At 64.6% G+C, this 14,658-nt stretch carries 12 protein-coding genes; 1 reads left to right on the forward strand and 11 read right to left on the reverse strand.

The window, feature by feature from the left end; all coding sequences use genetic code 11:
• Positions 1 to 64 precede the first annotated feature (64 nt).
• From AC3IR3_RS14455 to AC3IR3_RS14505, 11 genes are all read right to left on the reverse strand, one after another.
• The gene (locus AC3IR3_RS14455) at positions 65 to 2,044 is read right to left on the reverse strand and encodes a chemotaxis protein CheA (protein ID WP_489193130.1); all 1,980 of its coding nucleotides are present in this window, start codon (positions 2,042 to 2,044) and stop codon (positions 65 to 67) included.
• Positions 2,045 to 2,072: 28 nt separating this feature from the next.
• Complete coding sequence (locus AC3IR3_RS14460; protein WP_132143564.1) at positions 2,073 to 2,435, reverse strand: response regulator; 363 nt, start codon at positions 2,433 to 2,435, stop codon at positions 2,073 to 2,075.
• A gap of 8 nt (positions 2,436 to 2,443) precedes the next feature.
• Entirely contained in the window at positions 2,444 to 2,761 is a 318-nt protein-coding gene (locus AC3IR3_RS14465; RefSeq protein ID WP_489193131.1) for an STAS domain-containing protein, read from the reverse strand.
• A 734-nt stretch (positions 2,762 to 3,495) separates the two neighbouring features.
• The gene (gene queA, locus AC3IR3_RS14470) at positions 3,496 to 4,578 is read right to left on the reverse strand and encodes a tRNA preQ1(34) S-adenosylmethionine ribosyltransferase-isomerase QueA (protein WP_489193133.1); all 1,083 of its coding nucleotides are present in this window, start codon (positions 4,576 to 4,578) and stop codon (positions 3,496 to 3,498) included.
• Positions 4,579 to 4,595: 17 nt separating this feature from the next.
• Complete coding sequence (locus AC3IR3_RS14475; RefSeq protein ID WP_489193135.1) at positions 4,596 to 6,977, reverse strand: hypothetical protein; 2,382 nt, start codon at positions 6,975 to 6,977, stop codon at positions 4,596 to 4,598.
• Positions 6,974 to 8,203, reverse strand: coding sequence for a DUF3142 domain-containing protein (locus AC3IR3_RS14480; RefSeq protein ID WP_489193137.1), 1,230 nt, complete (start codon positions 8,201 to 8,203; stop codon positions 6,974 to 6,976). The genes AC3IR3_RS14475 and AC3IR3_RS14480 overlap by 4 nt, the downstream gene beginning before the upstream one ends.
• Before the next feature lie 54 nt (positions 8,204 to 8,257).
• Positions 8,258 to 8,860, reverse strand: coding sequence for a response regulator transcription factor (locus tag AC3IR3_RS14485; protein ID WP_132143572.1), 603 nt, complete (start codon positions 8,858 to 8,860; stop codon positions 8,258 to 8,260).
• Positions 8,857 to 10,002, reverse strand: a complete 1,146-nt coding sequence (locus tag AC3IR3_RS14490) for a sensor histidine kinase (protein ID WP_489193138.1) — start codon at positions 10,000 to 10,002, stop codon at positions 8,857 to 8,859. The genes AC3IR3_RS14485 and AC3IR3_RS14490 overlap by 4 nt, the downstream gene beginning before the upstream one ends.
• Positions 9,999 to 11,177, reverse strand: coding sequence for a sensor histidine kinase (locus tag AC3IR3_RS14495; protein WP_489193140.1), 1,179 nt, complete (start codon positions 11,175 to 11,177; stop codon positions 9,999 to 10,001). The genes AC3IR3_RS14490 and AC3IR3_RS14495 overlap by 4 nt, the downstream gene beginning before the upstream one ends.
• 39 nt (positions 11,178 to 11,216) lie before the next feature.
• The gene (locus tag AC3IR3_RS14500; protein ID WP_489193141.1) at positions 11,217 to 11,999 is read right to left on the reverse strand and encodes an ABC transporter permease; all 783 of its coding nucleotides are present in this window, start codon (positions 11,997 to 11,999) and stop codon (positions 11,217 to 11,219) included.
• Positions 11,999 to 12,922: an ABC transporter ATP-binding protein gene (locus AC3IR3_RS14505; protein ID WP_489193143.1), complete on the reverse strand. Its 924-nt coding sequence runs from the start codon at positions 12,920 to 12,922 to the stop codon at positions 11,999 to 12,001. The genes AC3IR3_RS14500 and AC3IR3_RS14505 overlap by 1 nt, the downstream gene beginning before the upstream one ends.
• Before the next feature lie 206 nt (positions 12,923 to 13,128).
• Between AC3IR3_RS14505 and AC3IR3_RS14510 the strand changes: the two genes are divergently transcribed.
• Complete coding sequence (locus AC3IR3_RS14510; RefSeq protein ID WP_489193145.1) at positions 13,129 to 14,628, forward strand: aminotransferase class III-fold pyridoxal phosphate-dependent enzyme; 1,500 nt, start codon at positions 13,129 to 13,131, stop codon at positions 14,626 to 14,628.
• Positions 14,629 to 14,658 lie beyond the last annotated feature (30 nt).

Consider the following 14,658-nt stretch of genomic DNA (forward strand, 5'->3'; position numbering starts at 1 on the left):
CGCCTCCCCTTCATGAGCTATCGGCTGGGGGAGGCGAACCTTGAATGGGGTGGAGGCGAAACCCTCAGGCGGCCCGGCGTCTTGTCTGCATACGGACCAGTCCCGTCACGTCGGTAATGAGCGCCACCGAACCATCGGGGAGGATGGTCGCGCCGGAAATACCGTTTACGCGGCGGTAGTTAGCCTCCAACGACTTGACGACCGCCTGCTGCTGGCCGATCAGTTCGTCGACGAACAGGCCAATCCGGGTACCCTCGCCTTCCACCACGATGACGATGCCTTCGTTGATGGCGCGACGGCGTCCTTCGCAGCCGAAGACGTCGTGCAGACGCACCACCGGGAGATAGGCGTCGCGGAAACGGAACAGCTCGCCGCCGCCCGCCACGCTGCGCATCATGTCCGGCTTCAGCTGCACGGATTCGACAATGGATACAAGCGGGACGATATAGGTTTCCGACCCGACGGCCGCGGTCAGACCATCGATGATTGCGAGGGTCAGCGGGAGCGTGATCGTGAAGGTGGTGCCCTTGCCCTGCACGCTGGAAATGGCAACGGCGCCGCCCAGGTCCATGACGTTGCGGCGAACGACGTCCATGCCCACGCCCCGGCCGGAAAGGTCGGTAGTCGCGGCAGCGGTCGAGAAGCCGGCTTCGAAGATGAGTTCGGCGACCGCGTCGTCGCTCATGCCCTCGCCGCTGGCGACGATGCCGCGCTGGATCGCCTTGTCCACGATCGCTTCGCGATTCAGACCCGCGCCGTCGTCGCCCACTTGCACAACGATGGAGCCGCCACGATGAAAGGCCTCCAGTCGCAGGGTGCCGACCTCGGACTTGCCCGAGGCCGAACGCTTCGCCGGTATTTCCAGGCCATGGTCGATCGCGTTGCGCACCAGATGCACGAGAGGATCGCCGATTTTCTCCAGCACGGTTTTGTCCAGCTCGGTCGTCTCGCCGCGAAGGTCGAGATTCACCTTCTTGTCGAGCTTCTGGGCCAGGTCGCGGACGAGGCGTGGGAAGCGGTTGAACACGGTGCTGATGGGCAGCATGCGAATGCTCATCACGCTTTCCTGCAACTCGCGCGAATGTCGCGTCAGCTGGGCCAGGCCGTGACGGAGCAATTCGAGCTGCGAGGCATCCACACCGTCGGCGAACTGGGTGAGCATCGACTGGGTGATGATCAGTTCGCCGACGAGGTTGATGAGGGTGTCGATCTTTTCGATACCGACGCGGACGGAGCTGGATTCGCTATTCGCCGCCGACTCGCGCGTGGTGCGCGGCGCGGCGCCCGGAGCGGCCACGGCAACCGCGACGGGTGCGGGCTCGGCTTTCACCGCGACGCGGGGCACGATGCTCAGTTCGCAATCGCCGTCGACCCAGTCGAACACACCTTCGACAGCCGATTTCTTCGCGGGCGCGGCCAGATAGAGCGTCCACGCAAGGTAGGCCGTCTCGGCGTCCATCGCGTCGAGTGCCGGCAGCTTGCCCGCATCGCACGTGACGCTGAGCGGACCCAGTGCCTCCAGTTCGCGGAACATGCGCGCCGGATCGTTGCCGGTCTTCAGCAGATAGTCGAACGGGCGGAAGACGATATCCCACCCTTCGACATCGCTTGCCGCGACCGCCTCGGCAACGGCGGCCACGGGCGCGGCCGTACCGCCGGAAACCATCGCCGACAACGCTGCCAGCAAGTCCTGGCTTTCGACCGTGGCGACCGGTTCGCCGTTCATCGAACGGGCGAGCATGTCGCGCACGGTGTCGCCCGAACGCAGCAGCAGCTCGACGATGGCCTTGTCCATGGGACGACGACCGCTACGCACCTCGTCGAGCAGCGACTCGGCGACATGGGTGAAAGCGGCGACGTCGGCAAAACCGAACGTGGCCGCGCCGCCCTTGATGGAGTGTGCGGCGCGAAACACGGTATGAACCAGCTCGGGGTCGTCCGAACCTTCGTCCAGTGCGAGCAGCGCCGCCTCCATGGCATCGAGACCGTCGAGGCTCTCCTCGAAGAAAGCCTTGTGGAACTGCGCCAGATCGACTTTGGACATGGGTACGGCCCTGTGTATCTTTGTTTTATCAGCCGAGAACGCGGCCGACGGTCGCCAGCAACTGGTCGGGGTCGAACGGCTTGACCAGCCAGCCCGTCGCACCGGCCGCTTTGCCTTCCATCTTCTTTTCGGGGTTGGATTCGGTGGTCAGCATGAGGATCGGCACGCCGCGGTATTCCGCCATCGCGCGCATTTCGCGGACCATCGAGATCCCGTCCATGACGGGCATGTTCACGTCGGCCAGCACCAGATCGAACTTCTGGCCACGCGCCGTATCGAGGGCCGCCTGGCCGTTGTCCGCCTCTTCGACCTCGTGACCGGCGCCACGCAGGGTGAAGGCGACCATGCTGCGCATGGAAGCCGAATCGTCAACCGCAAGAATCTTAGCCATCGTCCACCTCAGTTCACGCCGGCGCGAGCCGGCAGTTCAATCAATTCATGAAGGCCCAGCGTGGCCGCGCCCTTGTGCAGGGAATCGCTGGCGGCAAGCCAGACCGGCGCCAGATCGCGCGCGCGCGCGTCGCGGGAAAAGGCGGCCAGAAGCTGGAGACCGGCCGTATCCACCTGGGTGACGCCCGTACCATCGATCTGCGTGGGCTTACCCGAGGCCAGGGCGGTCAGGAGGATGTCGCGCAGCGCGGGAGCCGCGCCAATACGCAGGTCGGCGTCGAGCACAACGGCCGCGGGCGCCTTGTCACCGGATGTTTTCTTCGCCATGAGCCCCGATCCCGTACACCCCACGCGTCATCGCGAAGGGTTGTTCGGTGGGCTTATCGGCGGGGATCCCCGAATCTTTAGGTTCTTCACGCATGGTCGGGGCGGGCTCGGCTTCGCCATCGCTTTTGCGCTGGGACGCTTCGCGAAGAGCCGTCGGCCACCGCCCTCGACGCTCCGTCTCCACCGTCGCTCGGGAAGGGATAGCCGCTGCGCGGCTGGTGTTCTATGGCTGCGCCCCGTCGCGCCCGCGCGGCGGGCGGGGGTTTTCGATTCGGCTCCTGCCTCAGCGAAAACGGCGGACCGTCCTGGTCCGCCCCCTTCGGGCCTTTTCCGCCCGCCGCGCTCGGTTCCGCAAGTCGCGTCGAGGGCGGTGGCCGACGGCTCTTCCGGGGGTTGCGGTTGCGTGGGGGAAAGCAGCGCGTGACGCGTGACCCGTCATGGCCGCATCCGGTCCCGTCCCGTCACCTGCTTAGCTCGTGCTCTGCCCACAACAAACCGCAGTCGACGGTGCCGTGGCCGGGTTGGCCCTTGGGGCCGCCTTAGCCGAGGGCCGCGATCACCCACTGACGGAGCGAAAATGGGGTTACGGCCCGCTCCCGCAGGGACGGCGCCGAAGGCCCCAAGGGCCAACCCGGTCGCGGCTTCCACGACGCACAAGTGTAAGACGGCTGTCCTCGACCGAAGCTCGACAAGACACCTCAAGCCGCCCCCGCTAATGCGTCAAGAGCCAATCTTCAGGCGGAAAGGGGACGCCGGGGCAGGATCAGCATCGCGTCGCCATAGGAGAAAAAGCGATAGCGCTCGGCCACGGCGAAGCGATAGGCGTCGAGGATGGCTTCCTTTCCCGCCAGCGCCGAGACGAGCATCAGCAGCGTCGACTGCGGCAGGTGGAAGTTCGTCACCAGGCCGTCGACGCTGGTGATGCGGTAGCCGGGGAAGATGAAAATCTGGGTTTCGCCGGCGAACGGGCGGAGAACGCCGTCGACCGTCGCGCTTTCCAGGGCGCGGACGACCGTGGTGCCGACGGCAATGACCCGCCCACCGGCCGCTCGCGTGGCACGGATCTGCTCGACCAGCCCGACGCCCACGTTCAGCCATTCCCTGTGCATGACGTGATCGCGGACATCGTCCGCCCGCATCGGCTGGAAGGTACCGGCCCCGACGTGCAGCGTCACGTACCCCATGTCGACGCCCAGGGCACGGATGCGTTCCAGCAGGGATTCGTCGAAGTGCAGACCGGCCGTCGGCGCCGCGACGGCACCTGGCTCGCGCGCGAACACCGTCTGGTAACGCTCGGTGTCGCTCTGGTCGGGGCTACGTTCGATATACGGCGGCAAAGGCATTTCGCCCAACCGCAGCAGGACTTTCTCCAGCGGCTCCTCGGTTTCGAAGCGAAGCATGAAGAACTCGCCATCGCGGCCCAGGACGGTCGCGATACTGCCGTCGGCCAGCACGATGCGTCCGCCGGCTTTCGGCTTCTTGCTGACGCCAAGCTGGGCACGGGCCTCGTGGGTACCCGTCACGCGCTCGATCAGTATCTCGACGGCACCGCCCGATTCCTTGTGCCCGTAAAGACGAGCCGGCAAGACGCGGGTGTCGTTGAATACCAGCAGGTCGCCAGGCTGCAACAGATCCGGCAAGTCGCGGAACAACCGGTTCTCACGCGTGCCCGTCGCGACATCGAGCAGCAGCAACCGGCTCCCCGAGCGCTCGGCCAGGGGAACCTGGGCGATCAGTTCGGGCGGCAGGTCGAAATCGAAGTCGGACTTTTTCACAGAGAAACCGGGGAAACGAACGGGGGCGGCATTATCGCTCATGCCGCCCCTTCACGCCCTCAGACCTCGCGGCGGCGACGCCTGATCGCAAAGCCGGCAAGACCCACGATCGCCGCGAAACCGGCGATCTCGTAAGGCAGATAGTGACGGATCGCATGCTTCACCGCCGCGATGCGCTGCGCCCGAAGCAGCTTGCGGGCGCCGTCGAAGTCCGGCTCTTCGCAGGTCCGGCCGAAATCGTCGGCCCATTCCACATAGGGACCCTGTTTCACATAACGGTTGTACAGCGCCTCGATGCGCTTGCTGCGTTCGTTGGGTACCGGCATCCCGGCGTCGTCCGACATGTAGAAGCCGCCGGGACCGTCCTCCATCCAGCCGGTCGCTTTGCAAAGGACGGCCGCGAACGCCTGGGAGCGCGGCGGCAGCCTATCCGCCGCCAGCGACGCCTGATCCACCGCGGTGTATCGGTAATGGAAGCGCTGATACGGCTTAGCCATGCTTTCATCGAAACGGTGGCGTTCGCCCTCGGTGACATACGTCCCCTTCATGCTGGCCGCGCTCTGGCCCGATCCGCCCTCGTAACCGCCACCGATGTCTGTGTAATCCGGGTCCTGCTCGTACCCCATGATCTCCATACCGTGCACGCGGGCAATCGTTGCCGCAGCGAAAAGCGCTTCGGCCTTGCCGATGTCGGTCCATGCATGGTCGCCGTCATGCAGCGCTTTCGCATACGCGCGTACTGTCTCGCGCAGGTCGACCTCGGCGAAGCGCTTATCGATCCCGGCAACGAAGTAGGGTTCGGCATCGGCGTAACGGCCTGCGCGAACCAGACGTCGTGCCAGCAGCCAGCGCAGGCGATCGTTCAACGGCATCGGGCGATAAGCGGCTTCCTTGTCGTTCGGATCGACCGCTTTCACGGGCGACGCCGGCACCCGGGCATCGACGAAGGTTTTCAGCTCGTCGACGGTAAGCACCCGCTCGGCGATATACGCCGTGTCGTTGCCATAACCATAGCCCGAGCCATAGTCGTCGACGACATTGCCATCGCCGCCCACAGCCATGCCCGTGTCGTACATGTGTCCCATCGCTTCGACGTACTCGCCGCGCGCCAGCGCAAGCACGCCCTGCTCGCCCATCAGCAGATGCATGCTTTCCTGATCGAGAGGCGCCTTGGGGTCATACGCGGTGGGAAACGCCTTGGCTGCCTGGGCATAGGCCGCGGTCGCCGCCGCCATGTCGCCCTTCTGCAATGCAAGCTTGGCGCTTACCCAACTGGACAACGGACCCGGCGCTTTCGTCACCAACTGCGCGGCCAGATCGTAACGACCAAGCTGATAGGCCAGCGACGCCAGACGATCCGCTGCCGATACCTTGTCGAGACCGGCCTTTTCGATACCGTCGACGAGACGGCCCAACCGTTCGTCCGGTTTGCCGTCGGTCGATCCGTCGATGCGCGCCAGCGCATACGCGACCAGCAAACGCTGCGAAACGGGCCCATCGATGATGGCGCTCGTCTGTTCGGGCGACTTGAGCACGACGTCGGCGATCGTCGCCAGCGACTGCACCGCATTATCGGAACCATGCCCGGCCTGAGCGGCATACAGAGCAATAGCATGTTTGATATCGGCGGGCGCCAGCGCCTTCGCGCAAGGCTTATCGTTATACAGATCGGCCCATTCGCAGGGTTCGCCCTTAACGACAAGATACAGACGCGCTTCTTCGCCGAAACTGGCGACCGCCAGTCCCTGGTTATCCGAACCGCCGGCCACGGCACGCGAGCGCGCTTCCGCGAACGCCTTCGCCGCCGCATCGCGTTCTTTCGCGAAGTCCTCGATTTCTTCTGCCCGTATCGCACGCAGCGCGTGGATCTCTCCGAGCATATAAGCCGCCCACACGCCGCGCAGCATCGAACTGTCTGCCGGCATGGCCACGACGGTTTCGAACGTGGCCTGTGCCCGGTCGAGTGCGTCCGCGTCACCGAGATGACAGACACGGCGAGGGCTGCCCTGGTCCTCCGTGTCGGTTCCTTCGGCCGGCGTGGGAGTGACGCCACTGCATTCGCCGATACCGAGACGATAGTCGATTGCGCCCGCTATATAGCCGCGCACGTCCGCGGGCAAATCGCCACTGTCCTTCATCGAGGCGGCACCCGATTCGGATTGGCGCAATGTCTTGACGCGCTCTTCCTGTGCGGGCGTCAGGTCCGGCATGGCGGGCTTCGCATCGTTGAACCGGTAGGGATCGGACTCGACCGCCACCAGCTTGTCCGTCGCCGGCAGCAGATGCTGCGCTTCGAAAGCAAACGTGTTCTGCGGCACCGTTTTTAGCGTACTCGCGCGGTCGTCCAGCAACTGGCTGGGGAACATCGGACCGCAGGCCCACGCAACGGCGCCTCCGAACAGGAGGGCGACGGCGATGGCGACTGATTTGCGTCGGATCATGAGGGGCTACTTGGCAAGGGACGGGAGGCGTCGCGACGGTCGTTCGCGACGGCAGAGGAAACGGACGGCGAGGCACAACGTATCCAGCCGATCGTGCGCTGGGTATGTGCACGCAGAAAACGCGAATCGCCGGTGGCGAGCTGTACGATGCGGCCATCGCGGCGCAACGCGTAACCGCCGATGCCATCGGCCAGCGGGCAGCCGTCCGGCAACGCGACTTCGGACGGCGCCACGGCATCGATGTCGCCATCGTTGCGCAGCACGACATCCATCGCACCGGGGGTTGCGCTTTCGCTGAAAACGGTCGCGATCCGGCCTTCGACATACTCGCCACGCATGACCGCGCGCCAAGTGGACAGGCTCCAGGCGCGTCGGTCGTCGGTCGTCGGAAGGCGGAACCACACGATGCCCGCAAGACCGCGCGGCGGGTCGTCGCGAAGCGAGCCGAGAAACCGGGCGACATCGCGCGGCGCAGCCGAAAGCTCGGCTGACAACGCACCCGGCGCCAGTCCCGCTTTCTCGCTTTCCACTGCCAGCATGCGCCCTTCTTCGTCCCAGCTGACGCGCGAACCATAGGTCGGCAACGCCACGCGGAAAGGCTTGCGCATACGGCTGGCGAACTCGTCCACCCAACGCCGCGCCAGCACGGGATCGAATAAGCCGGCCTTCGGCGACTGCACGGCATGTACCTGCAATACGACTTCGTCGACCGACGCGGTCACGGCATCCAGCTCGCCCGACGACAGCCAGGTCGGTAGCGCCGTGATGGACAGGTGGACGTCGGGAAGGCGCGATTTAAGCGTCGACAGGAAATGCGCATACGCCGGAAGCCGGGCCGTCGCGCAGTCGTAGTCGATTTCGATGCCTGCGATCTTGCCGCTCCACTGCCGACTCAGGTCAGCGATGCGGTCGACGAAGGCCGGGCGATCCATATCGGCAAGGCGGCCATCGATACGCACAACCGCGACGACCGGCCGCCCGCTCGCAGCCAGTGCGCCAAGATCGGGCGCGAAGATGTTCAGTTGCCCATCGCCATCGGCCTGCGCGACGAGAACGCGCCACTGGCCGACGATGTCTTTCGAATCGTTTACCGCCAGGCGAAGCGCCGGCGTCCACTGGCGCTGCCATATATAGGCGTCCTGCGTCAGCGGCGGCGCCACGCCATGACACGCGGCAAGCAGCGCCGCGATAGAGACGATGACGATCGAGCGCAAGCTGCGCGACATGCCCACTCCCTGGAAGCCCCTTGGCTCTGCCGCGCATTCTATGCCATCACGGACTCACAACCAGCCTTTCTGGCGGGCAAGCCGATACGCCTCGATACGATTGGCCGCGCCAAGCTTGCCTATCGCTTCGGAAAGATAGTTTCGAATCGTGCCGTGCGAGAGATTCAGCTGGGTCGCGATGTCGTTCGCCGACTGTCCCTCTCCCGCCAGACGCAGCACCTGCCGCTCGCGATCGTTCAGCGGGTCGGCCTCCGACCAGGCTTCCAGTGCCAGTTGCGGGTCGATGGCCCGGCCGCCGCGATGCACCGTACGGAGAGCTTCGGCGAGATTCTCGGCCGGTGCGTCCTTCAGCAGATATCCGCCCACACCCGCGTCCAGCGCACGGCGCAGGAAGCCCGGACGCGCGAATGTCGTCACGATGATGACCTTGATCGGCAATTCCTGGCGCCGCACGCGCTGGGCGATTTCCAGACCGGTCAGGCCGGGCATCTCGATGTCCGTTACCAGGACGTCGGGCTTCAGCCGCTGCAATTCGCGCCACGCGATCTCCCCATCGGCGGCCGTACCCAGCACCTCGATATCCGACTCCAGATTCAGCAGCGCCGAAAGCGCGCCGCGCACCATCGCCTGATCTTCGGCAAGCAATACACGGATCATGCGGCGTTCTCCCGTGATATCCGCGGCGCGGCATCGGCGACGGGCATCGTGATATCCAGCGTCGTACCTTTGCGCGGCGGCGAATCGATGCGCAATGCGCCACCTGCCGCGCGGACGCGTTCGCGCATACCGTTCACTCCGTTGCCGTGCGCGGCGAGTCCGCCGCAGCCGTTGTCGACGATCCGTACTGACATGGTGTTCCCTTCAAACGTAACGAGGACGCGCGCATCGGTCGCGCGCGAATGTCGATGGATATTGGTGACTGCCTCGCGCACCACCAGCGACAGCGCAGCTTCGGCAGCCTGCGGCAGGTCGATGGAGTCGGGCAGTTCCACCCGCAGCGAAATACCCGAGGCTTCGAGCATCAGGCGCGCGGAAACGAGTTCGGAGCGAAGATCGCCCACGCGCAATCCGGTAACCGCGGCGCGTACTTCGCCCAATGTATGCCGGGCGACGCGTTCGACTTCTTCCATTTCCTGGCGGGCACGTTCCGGGTCGGCCAGCGCAAGACGCTTCGCCAGTTCCGACTTCAGCGTAATCAGCGACAGCGTATGCCCCAGCAGATCGTGCAGATCGCGGCCGATGCGTTCGCGTTCGGCCAGCGTGGCGAGCCGCCGTACTTCGGACTGGGACAGACGCAGTTCGAGATCCCGTCGCGCCGAACGGACATAGACGTAGTTGCCCAATCCGCCCAGGAAACCGCCCAGGACCACGACCACCATGCGCGCACGATCCGTATGCAACAGCAAGGTCAGTCCGACCACCACCACGAACGTTATACCCGCGGCCGTCAGCCATATCCGCAAACGGCCGGTATAGGCCGGAATCATGCAGCCGTAAAGTAAATACCCCAATCCGACCGGATTGATATCCCACAGGACCAGACCGAGCAATCCGATAGCGATCGCGTGCATCGGCAATTGCCGCACCGGACCGGTGAACGTCCGCAAATAACAGTACAGAAAAACGGGGATCGTCGCGATCGTCGGGGCAAACCAGCTCCAGGCGAATCCCCGCGCCATCAGCGGCGCCTGAATCAACGCGATAAGCCAGAAAACCTGCACGCCCGCCTGCCAGCGAAGATATGGCGCGCCCAGGCTGCCAAGCAGCGAATCGGGTGTGGGCGTCGCGATACGCATCATGACGCGAGCCGTTTTTCGTCGGGCAACGCGGTGGGTGCCGGCGCGGCCAGGCGGTCGGCGACAGTCAGCGGAACGGCAACGCGAATCCGCGTGCCTTGTCCACGCGCCGATTCGACGACGAGTGTTCCCGACATTGCACGCACGCGCTCGCGCATGCCGCACATGCCATTGCCTTCGACCGTCGCGCCACCCTTGCCGTCATCGGCAATACAGAAGCGCAGTTCGTCGTCGACCCATTCGATCTTCGCTTCCGCACGGTTCGCGGTCGCGTGCCGGTGGATATTCGTCACCGCTTCGCGCAGCACCAGTGCCAGTCCGGCTTCCACACGCGCCGGCAACGCAGGTACGTTGCTTTCGTACTCGAAATGCACAAGCGAGGCATTGAGCAATAGTTTCGCGGATGCCAGTTCCGCCGCCAGTCCGGTCGCACGGATACCGGTTACCGCGGCGCGCACTTCGGCGAGCGCGTGACGCGTGACCTGTTCGGCTTCTTCCATCTCGCGTCGCGCGGCCTCGCCATCGCGGTCGAACAGGCGCCGCGACAGTTCCAGCTTCAACGCGATCAACGACAGCGTATGGCCCAGCAAATCGTGCAGATCGCGTCCGATGCGTTCGCGCTCCGCCATCGCCGCCAGACGGCGCACTTCTTCGTGCGACAGTTTCAGCTCCGCGTCTTTCTCGGCATTCACGCGATACATGACATTGCCCATGCCTACCGATAACGCCACGAGGCTCATGGTGATCATCACGGGCGCGGGCCAGTCCAGGAGGTAGGCCTCGATAACGAAGACGACGACGGCAACGAACATATACGAGATCGAACGCCGCGTCCGGGCACTGAACGCCAGATAGGCGCAGGAGAAAATCACATAGCAGCAGCCACCGCTGGAATTCCAATTCATCGTCACCAGCCCGAGCAGGACCATGGCGAGGGCATACCAACCGATGTGCCGCAAGGGGCGAGCGTATGCGAGCAGGTAGAGCAACATGAAAATCGGAAAACTTATCGCGGTCGCAACGATCCAGCTGACGCTGACCGTCCGCTGGAACAGCAGGTCGCCAAAGATCCAGACAGCCCAGATCAGATTGAACAACTGGACGTAGCGCAGCTTCCCCTGCCGCCTCTGCCGCTCCGCAAGCGAGTCCGGTGCCAGGGTGAACCACGAAGCGGCCATGGGGAAAGTTTCCGTGGAAAGTCGACGAACCATGCTACTTCAACCGTACCGGCGCAGGCGGCGCGCGGCGAGCAGGACGAAGGCTGCCGTGTAGATCGCCAGTACGACGACATGCCCCCACTCGCCCCCCTGCCCAAGACCGATCGCGGACAGCGCGAGCTGGTTCAGATGATAGCTCGGCCACACCGGGGCCAGCCGCTGGATGAAGGCCGGCAGCATCGACAACGGAAACCACAGTCCCGACAGGAAGGCCATCGGCAGGTAGATCATGTTGATCAGGCCCGGCGCGCCCTGCCCCTTGATCAGACTTCCTATCAACAGACCCATCGCGCAGAACGGAAGGACGCCAAGCAGCTGCACGACGAACAGCGTCGCGATCTGATTGCCGCTCAGTTGCACATGCGCCAGGAACAGCGCCATGCACAGAAGGATGACCGAGATGACCGCCGCGACACCCATCGCCATCGTCATCTTGCCGATCAGATACGCCCCCGGCGGCATCGGCATCGCGCGTTTCAGGGTCAGCAGACCCGAGTCGCGCTCCAGCGCCAGCGACACGCCGAAGCCGAAGAGACCCGGCGCCATCACACCAAACACGCCATATGCCGCCAGCAGGATGCGCGGTACCTCGGGGCCGTTCGATCGCGCGAGAAAAATGCCGAACATCAGATAGAACACCGACGGGAAAAGCAGCGTCGGAAGCAGGAAGCCCGGGTTGCGCAGATAACGCAGGCATTCCGCCTTTGCCTCCTGCACATAGGCATTGAAGACGCGCCCCCGCGACATGGATGGGGGAGCGACAGGTGCGGCGATCGCGTTCATCAGGCAGCTTCCTTCTCGACAACGGGAACATCGTCGTTATCGCGGGTCAGTTCGGTGAATGCTTCGGCCAGGCCCGCGCGCAGCACTTCAAGATCGGTAAGCGTGGCGTCGGCGGCGAGCAATCGGCGCACGACATTTTCCGGCTGAGCCGTCGACACGAGCATGCGTCCCTGCTCGATATGGCATTCGGCGACATCCGGCCATGCGGCGACTACCACGGCATCGAGCGCTGTCGTGCAACGGATGCGACGGTGGGCGACACGCGCCCGTAGCGCATCGACGCTGCCTTCGCTGATCACCTTGCCGTGGGCGATCACGCAGACGCGGTCGGCGAGCGCCTCGGCTTCTTCCAGATAGTGCGTGGTAAGCACCACGGAGCAGCCGTCGGCAACAAGCTGCCGGATCGCGGTCCACAGCTTCTGCCGCGCATCGATGTCCATGCCCACCGTAGGCTCGTCCAGAAACAGCAGCTCCGGGCGTCCGCACAATGCCATCGCGAACTGCACGCGACGCTGCTGTCCACCGGAAAGCGCCGCGTAACGACGGCCGAGCAAATCGTCGACGCCGGCCATCGCGGCGGCCTCGCCGCTGGCTCGCGGCGACGGGTAATAACTGGCGGTCAGATTCAGCAGCTCGCCCACTTTCAGCGTCGGCGGCAACGAGGCCGACTGGAGCATCACCCCGATGCGGCGCCGCGCTTCGATGTCCTGCGGGTCGCGACCGAATAACGAAACCGAGCCCGAATCCGCGCGATGCAGGCCCAGCAGCAGGCCGATGGCCGTGCTCTTGCCCGCGCCGTTGGGGCCAAGCAGTGCCAGTAGCTCGCCGCGACGCAGGCCCAGATCGATGCCGTCCAGCGCCACGAGTTGTCCGTAGCGCTTGGTCACGCCATCAAGCTGTGCAATGTATGAGTCGTTGTGCATGGTGTCCTCCCTTGCAACGCACCATATTCCTGCGCAAGCCCTTGTCCGTAGTCGCTTGCGTCATTGTGCGAATGTGACAAGCGTCACCCGGGGGTTACGCCGCTTGAGACGGGGTGATATGCTCAGGAAAGAAATCCTTTACATATATACACTTAGCGGCATAACGAGAGTATTCGTCGCCGCATTCCAATGACGAGGAGTGGGTTATGGACGTGATCGGTCAGCTGCGCGAACTGCGCGATTTCGGCGGTACGCCGCGCACGCACGGTCTGGACGACGCGACCATCGAGCGCTTCGCGTCGATCGATGCGACGCTGGGCGAGGCCATCGCGGCCGCCGTCGAATACCACCGCGCGCTGCGCGCGGATATGTCCGACTTCCTCAAACTGGACGAAGCCGAGCAGATCCAGCGCGTCCAGGCAGGCATCGTCAACTTCTATCCCGAAGACGGTCTGAACCCGTATATGCCGGCCGCCGCCAGCGGCCCGTGGGTCGTCACGCTGAAGGGCGCCGTGGTGCACGACAACGGCGGCTACGGCATGCTCGGTTTCGGCCACAATCCCAAAGCCATCGTCGAAGCCATGTCGGGCCCACAGGTCATGGCCAATGTCATGACGGCGAACATCGCCCAGCTTCGCTTCACCGATGCCCTGCGCCGGGAGCTGGGCCATCGTCGCGGCGGCAGTCCGTACTCGCACTTCCTGTGCCTTAACTCCGGGTCCGAGTCCGTCACGCTGGCCGGCCGCATCGCCGACGTCAACGCGCGTCTGATGACCGATCCCGGCGCGCGTCACGCGGGACGTACGATCAAGCGTCTCGCCGTGAAGGGTGCGTTCCACGGCCGGACGGAACGCCCCGCCATCTATTCCGATTCGTCGCGTCGCAACTACCAGCAGTATCTGGCGAGCTTCCGCAACGAAGACACCCTGATCACGGTCGATCCCTATAACGTCGCGCAGCTGAAATCGGTATTCGCCGACGCCGAACGCAATGGCTGGTTCATCGAGGCCATGTTCCTCGAGCCGGTCATGGGCGAAGGCGATCCGGGCCGCGCACTTACGCCGGAGTTCTACCAGGCGGCGCGCGAACTCACGATAGAGCACGGCACCCTGCTGCTGGTCGATTCGATTCAGGCAGGTCTTCGCGCGCATGGCGTGCTTTCGATCATCGACTACCCGGGCTTCGAATCGCTCGATCCGCCCGACCTGGAAACGTTCTCCAAGGCGCTCAACGCCGGCCAGTATCCGCTCTCGGTGCTCGCCGTCTCCGAGCGTGTCGCGGGGCTGTACCGCAAGGGCATTTACGGCAACACCATGACGGCCAACCCGCGCGCGCTGGACGTCGCCGTGGCCACCATGGCGGCGCTGACCGACGAGGTCCGGGCCAACATACGCGAACGCGGCAAGGAATTCGTCGACAAGCTCAATGCGCTTAAGGAAGAACTGGGCGGCCTGATTACCCGCGTGCAGGGTACGGGCCTGCTGTTCTCCTGCGAGCTGGCCCCCGAGTTCAAGTGCTTCGGCGCCGGTTCCACCGAGGAATACATGCGCGAGCGTGGTGTCGGCGTCATCCATGGCGGCGTCAATTCGCTGCGTTTCACGCCGCATTTCAATGTGACCAGCGCGGAAGTGGACCTGATCGTCGAGCAGGTTCGCCACGCACTTCGGGAAGGTCCGCGCAAGGCGGCGGAATCCAAGGCGGCCTGACAGATTCGACCGATTCCGGCGTAGACTCTT

It is taken from the genome of Luteibacter sp. GL_149 (assembly GCF_057834065.1).

Coding starts and splice junctions, on each gene's coding strand:
- queA (WP_489193133.1), bottom strand. CDS start 4,578: ATGAGCGATAATGCCGCCCCCGTTCGTTTCCCCGGTTTCTCTGTGAAA.
- AC3IR3_RS14475 (WP_489193135.1), bottom strand. CDS start 6,977: ATGATCCGACGCAAATCAGTCGCCATCGCCGTCGCCCTCCTGTTCGGA.
- AC3IR3_RS14495 (WP_489193140.1), bottom strand. CDS start 11,177: ATGGCCGCTTCGTGGTTCACCCTGGCACCGGACTCGCTTGCGGAGCGG.
- AC3IR3_RS14460 (WP_132143564.1), bottom strand. CDS start 2,435: ATGGCTAAGATTCTTGCGGTTGACGATTCGGCTTCCATGCGCAGCATG.
- AC3IR3_RS14485 (WP_132143572.1), bottom strand. CDS start 8,860: ATGATCCGTGTATTGCTTGCCGAAGATCAGGCGATGGTGCGCGGCGCG.
- AC3IR3_RS14480 (WP_489193137.1), bottom strand. CDS start 8,203: ATGTCGCGCAGCTTGCGCTCGATCGTCATCGTCTCTATCGCGGCGCTG.
- AC3IR3_RS14465 (WP_489193131.1), bottom strand. CDS start 2,761: ATGGCGAAGAAAACATCCGGTGACAAGGCGCCCGCGGCCGTTGTGCTC.
- AC3IR3_RS14505 (WP_489193143.1), bottom strand. CDS start 12,922: ATGCACAACGACTCATACATTGCACAGCTTGATGGCGTGACCAAGCGC.
- AC3IR3_RS14510 (WP_489193145.1), top strand. CDS start 13,129: ATGGACGTGATCGGTCAGCTGCGCGAACTGCGCGATTTCGGCGGTACG.
- AC3IR3_RS14455 (WP_489193130.1), bottom strand. CDS start 2,044: ATGTCCAAAGTCGATCTGGCGCAGTTCCACAAGGCTTTCTTCGAGGAG.
- AC3IR3_RS14490 (WP_489193138.1), bottom strand. CDS start 10,002: ATGATGCGTATCGCGACGCCCACACCCGATTCGCTGCTTGGCAGCCTG.
- AC3IR3_RS14500 (WP_489193141.1), bottom strand. CDS start 11,999: ATGAACGCGATCGCCGCACCTGTCGCTCCCCCATCCATGTCGCGGGGG.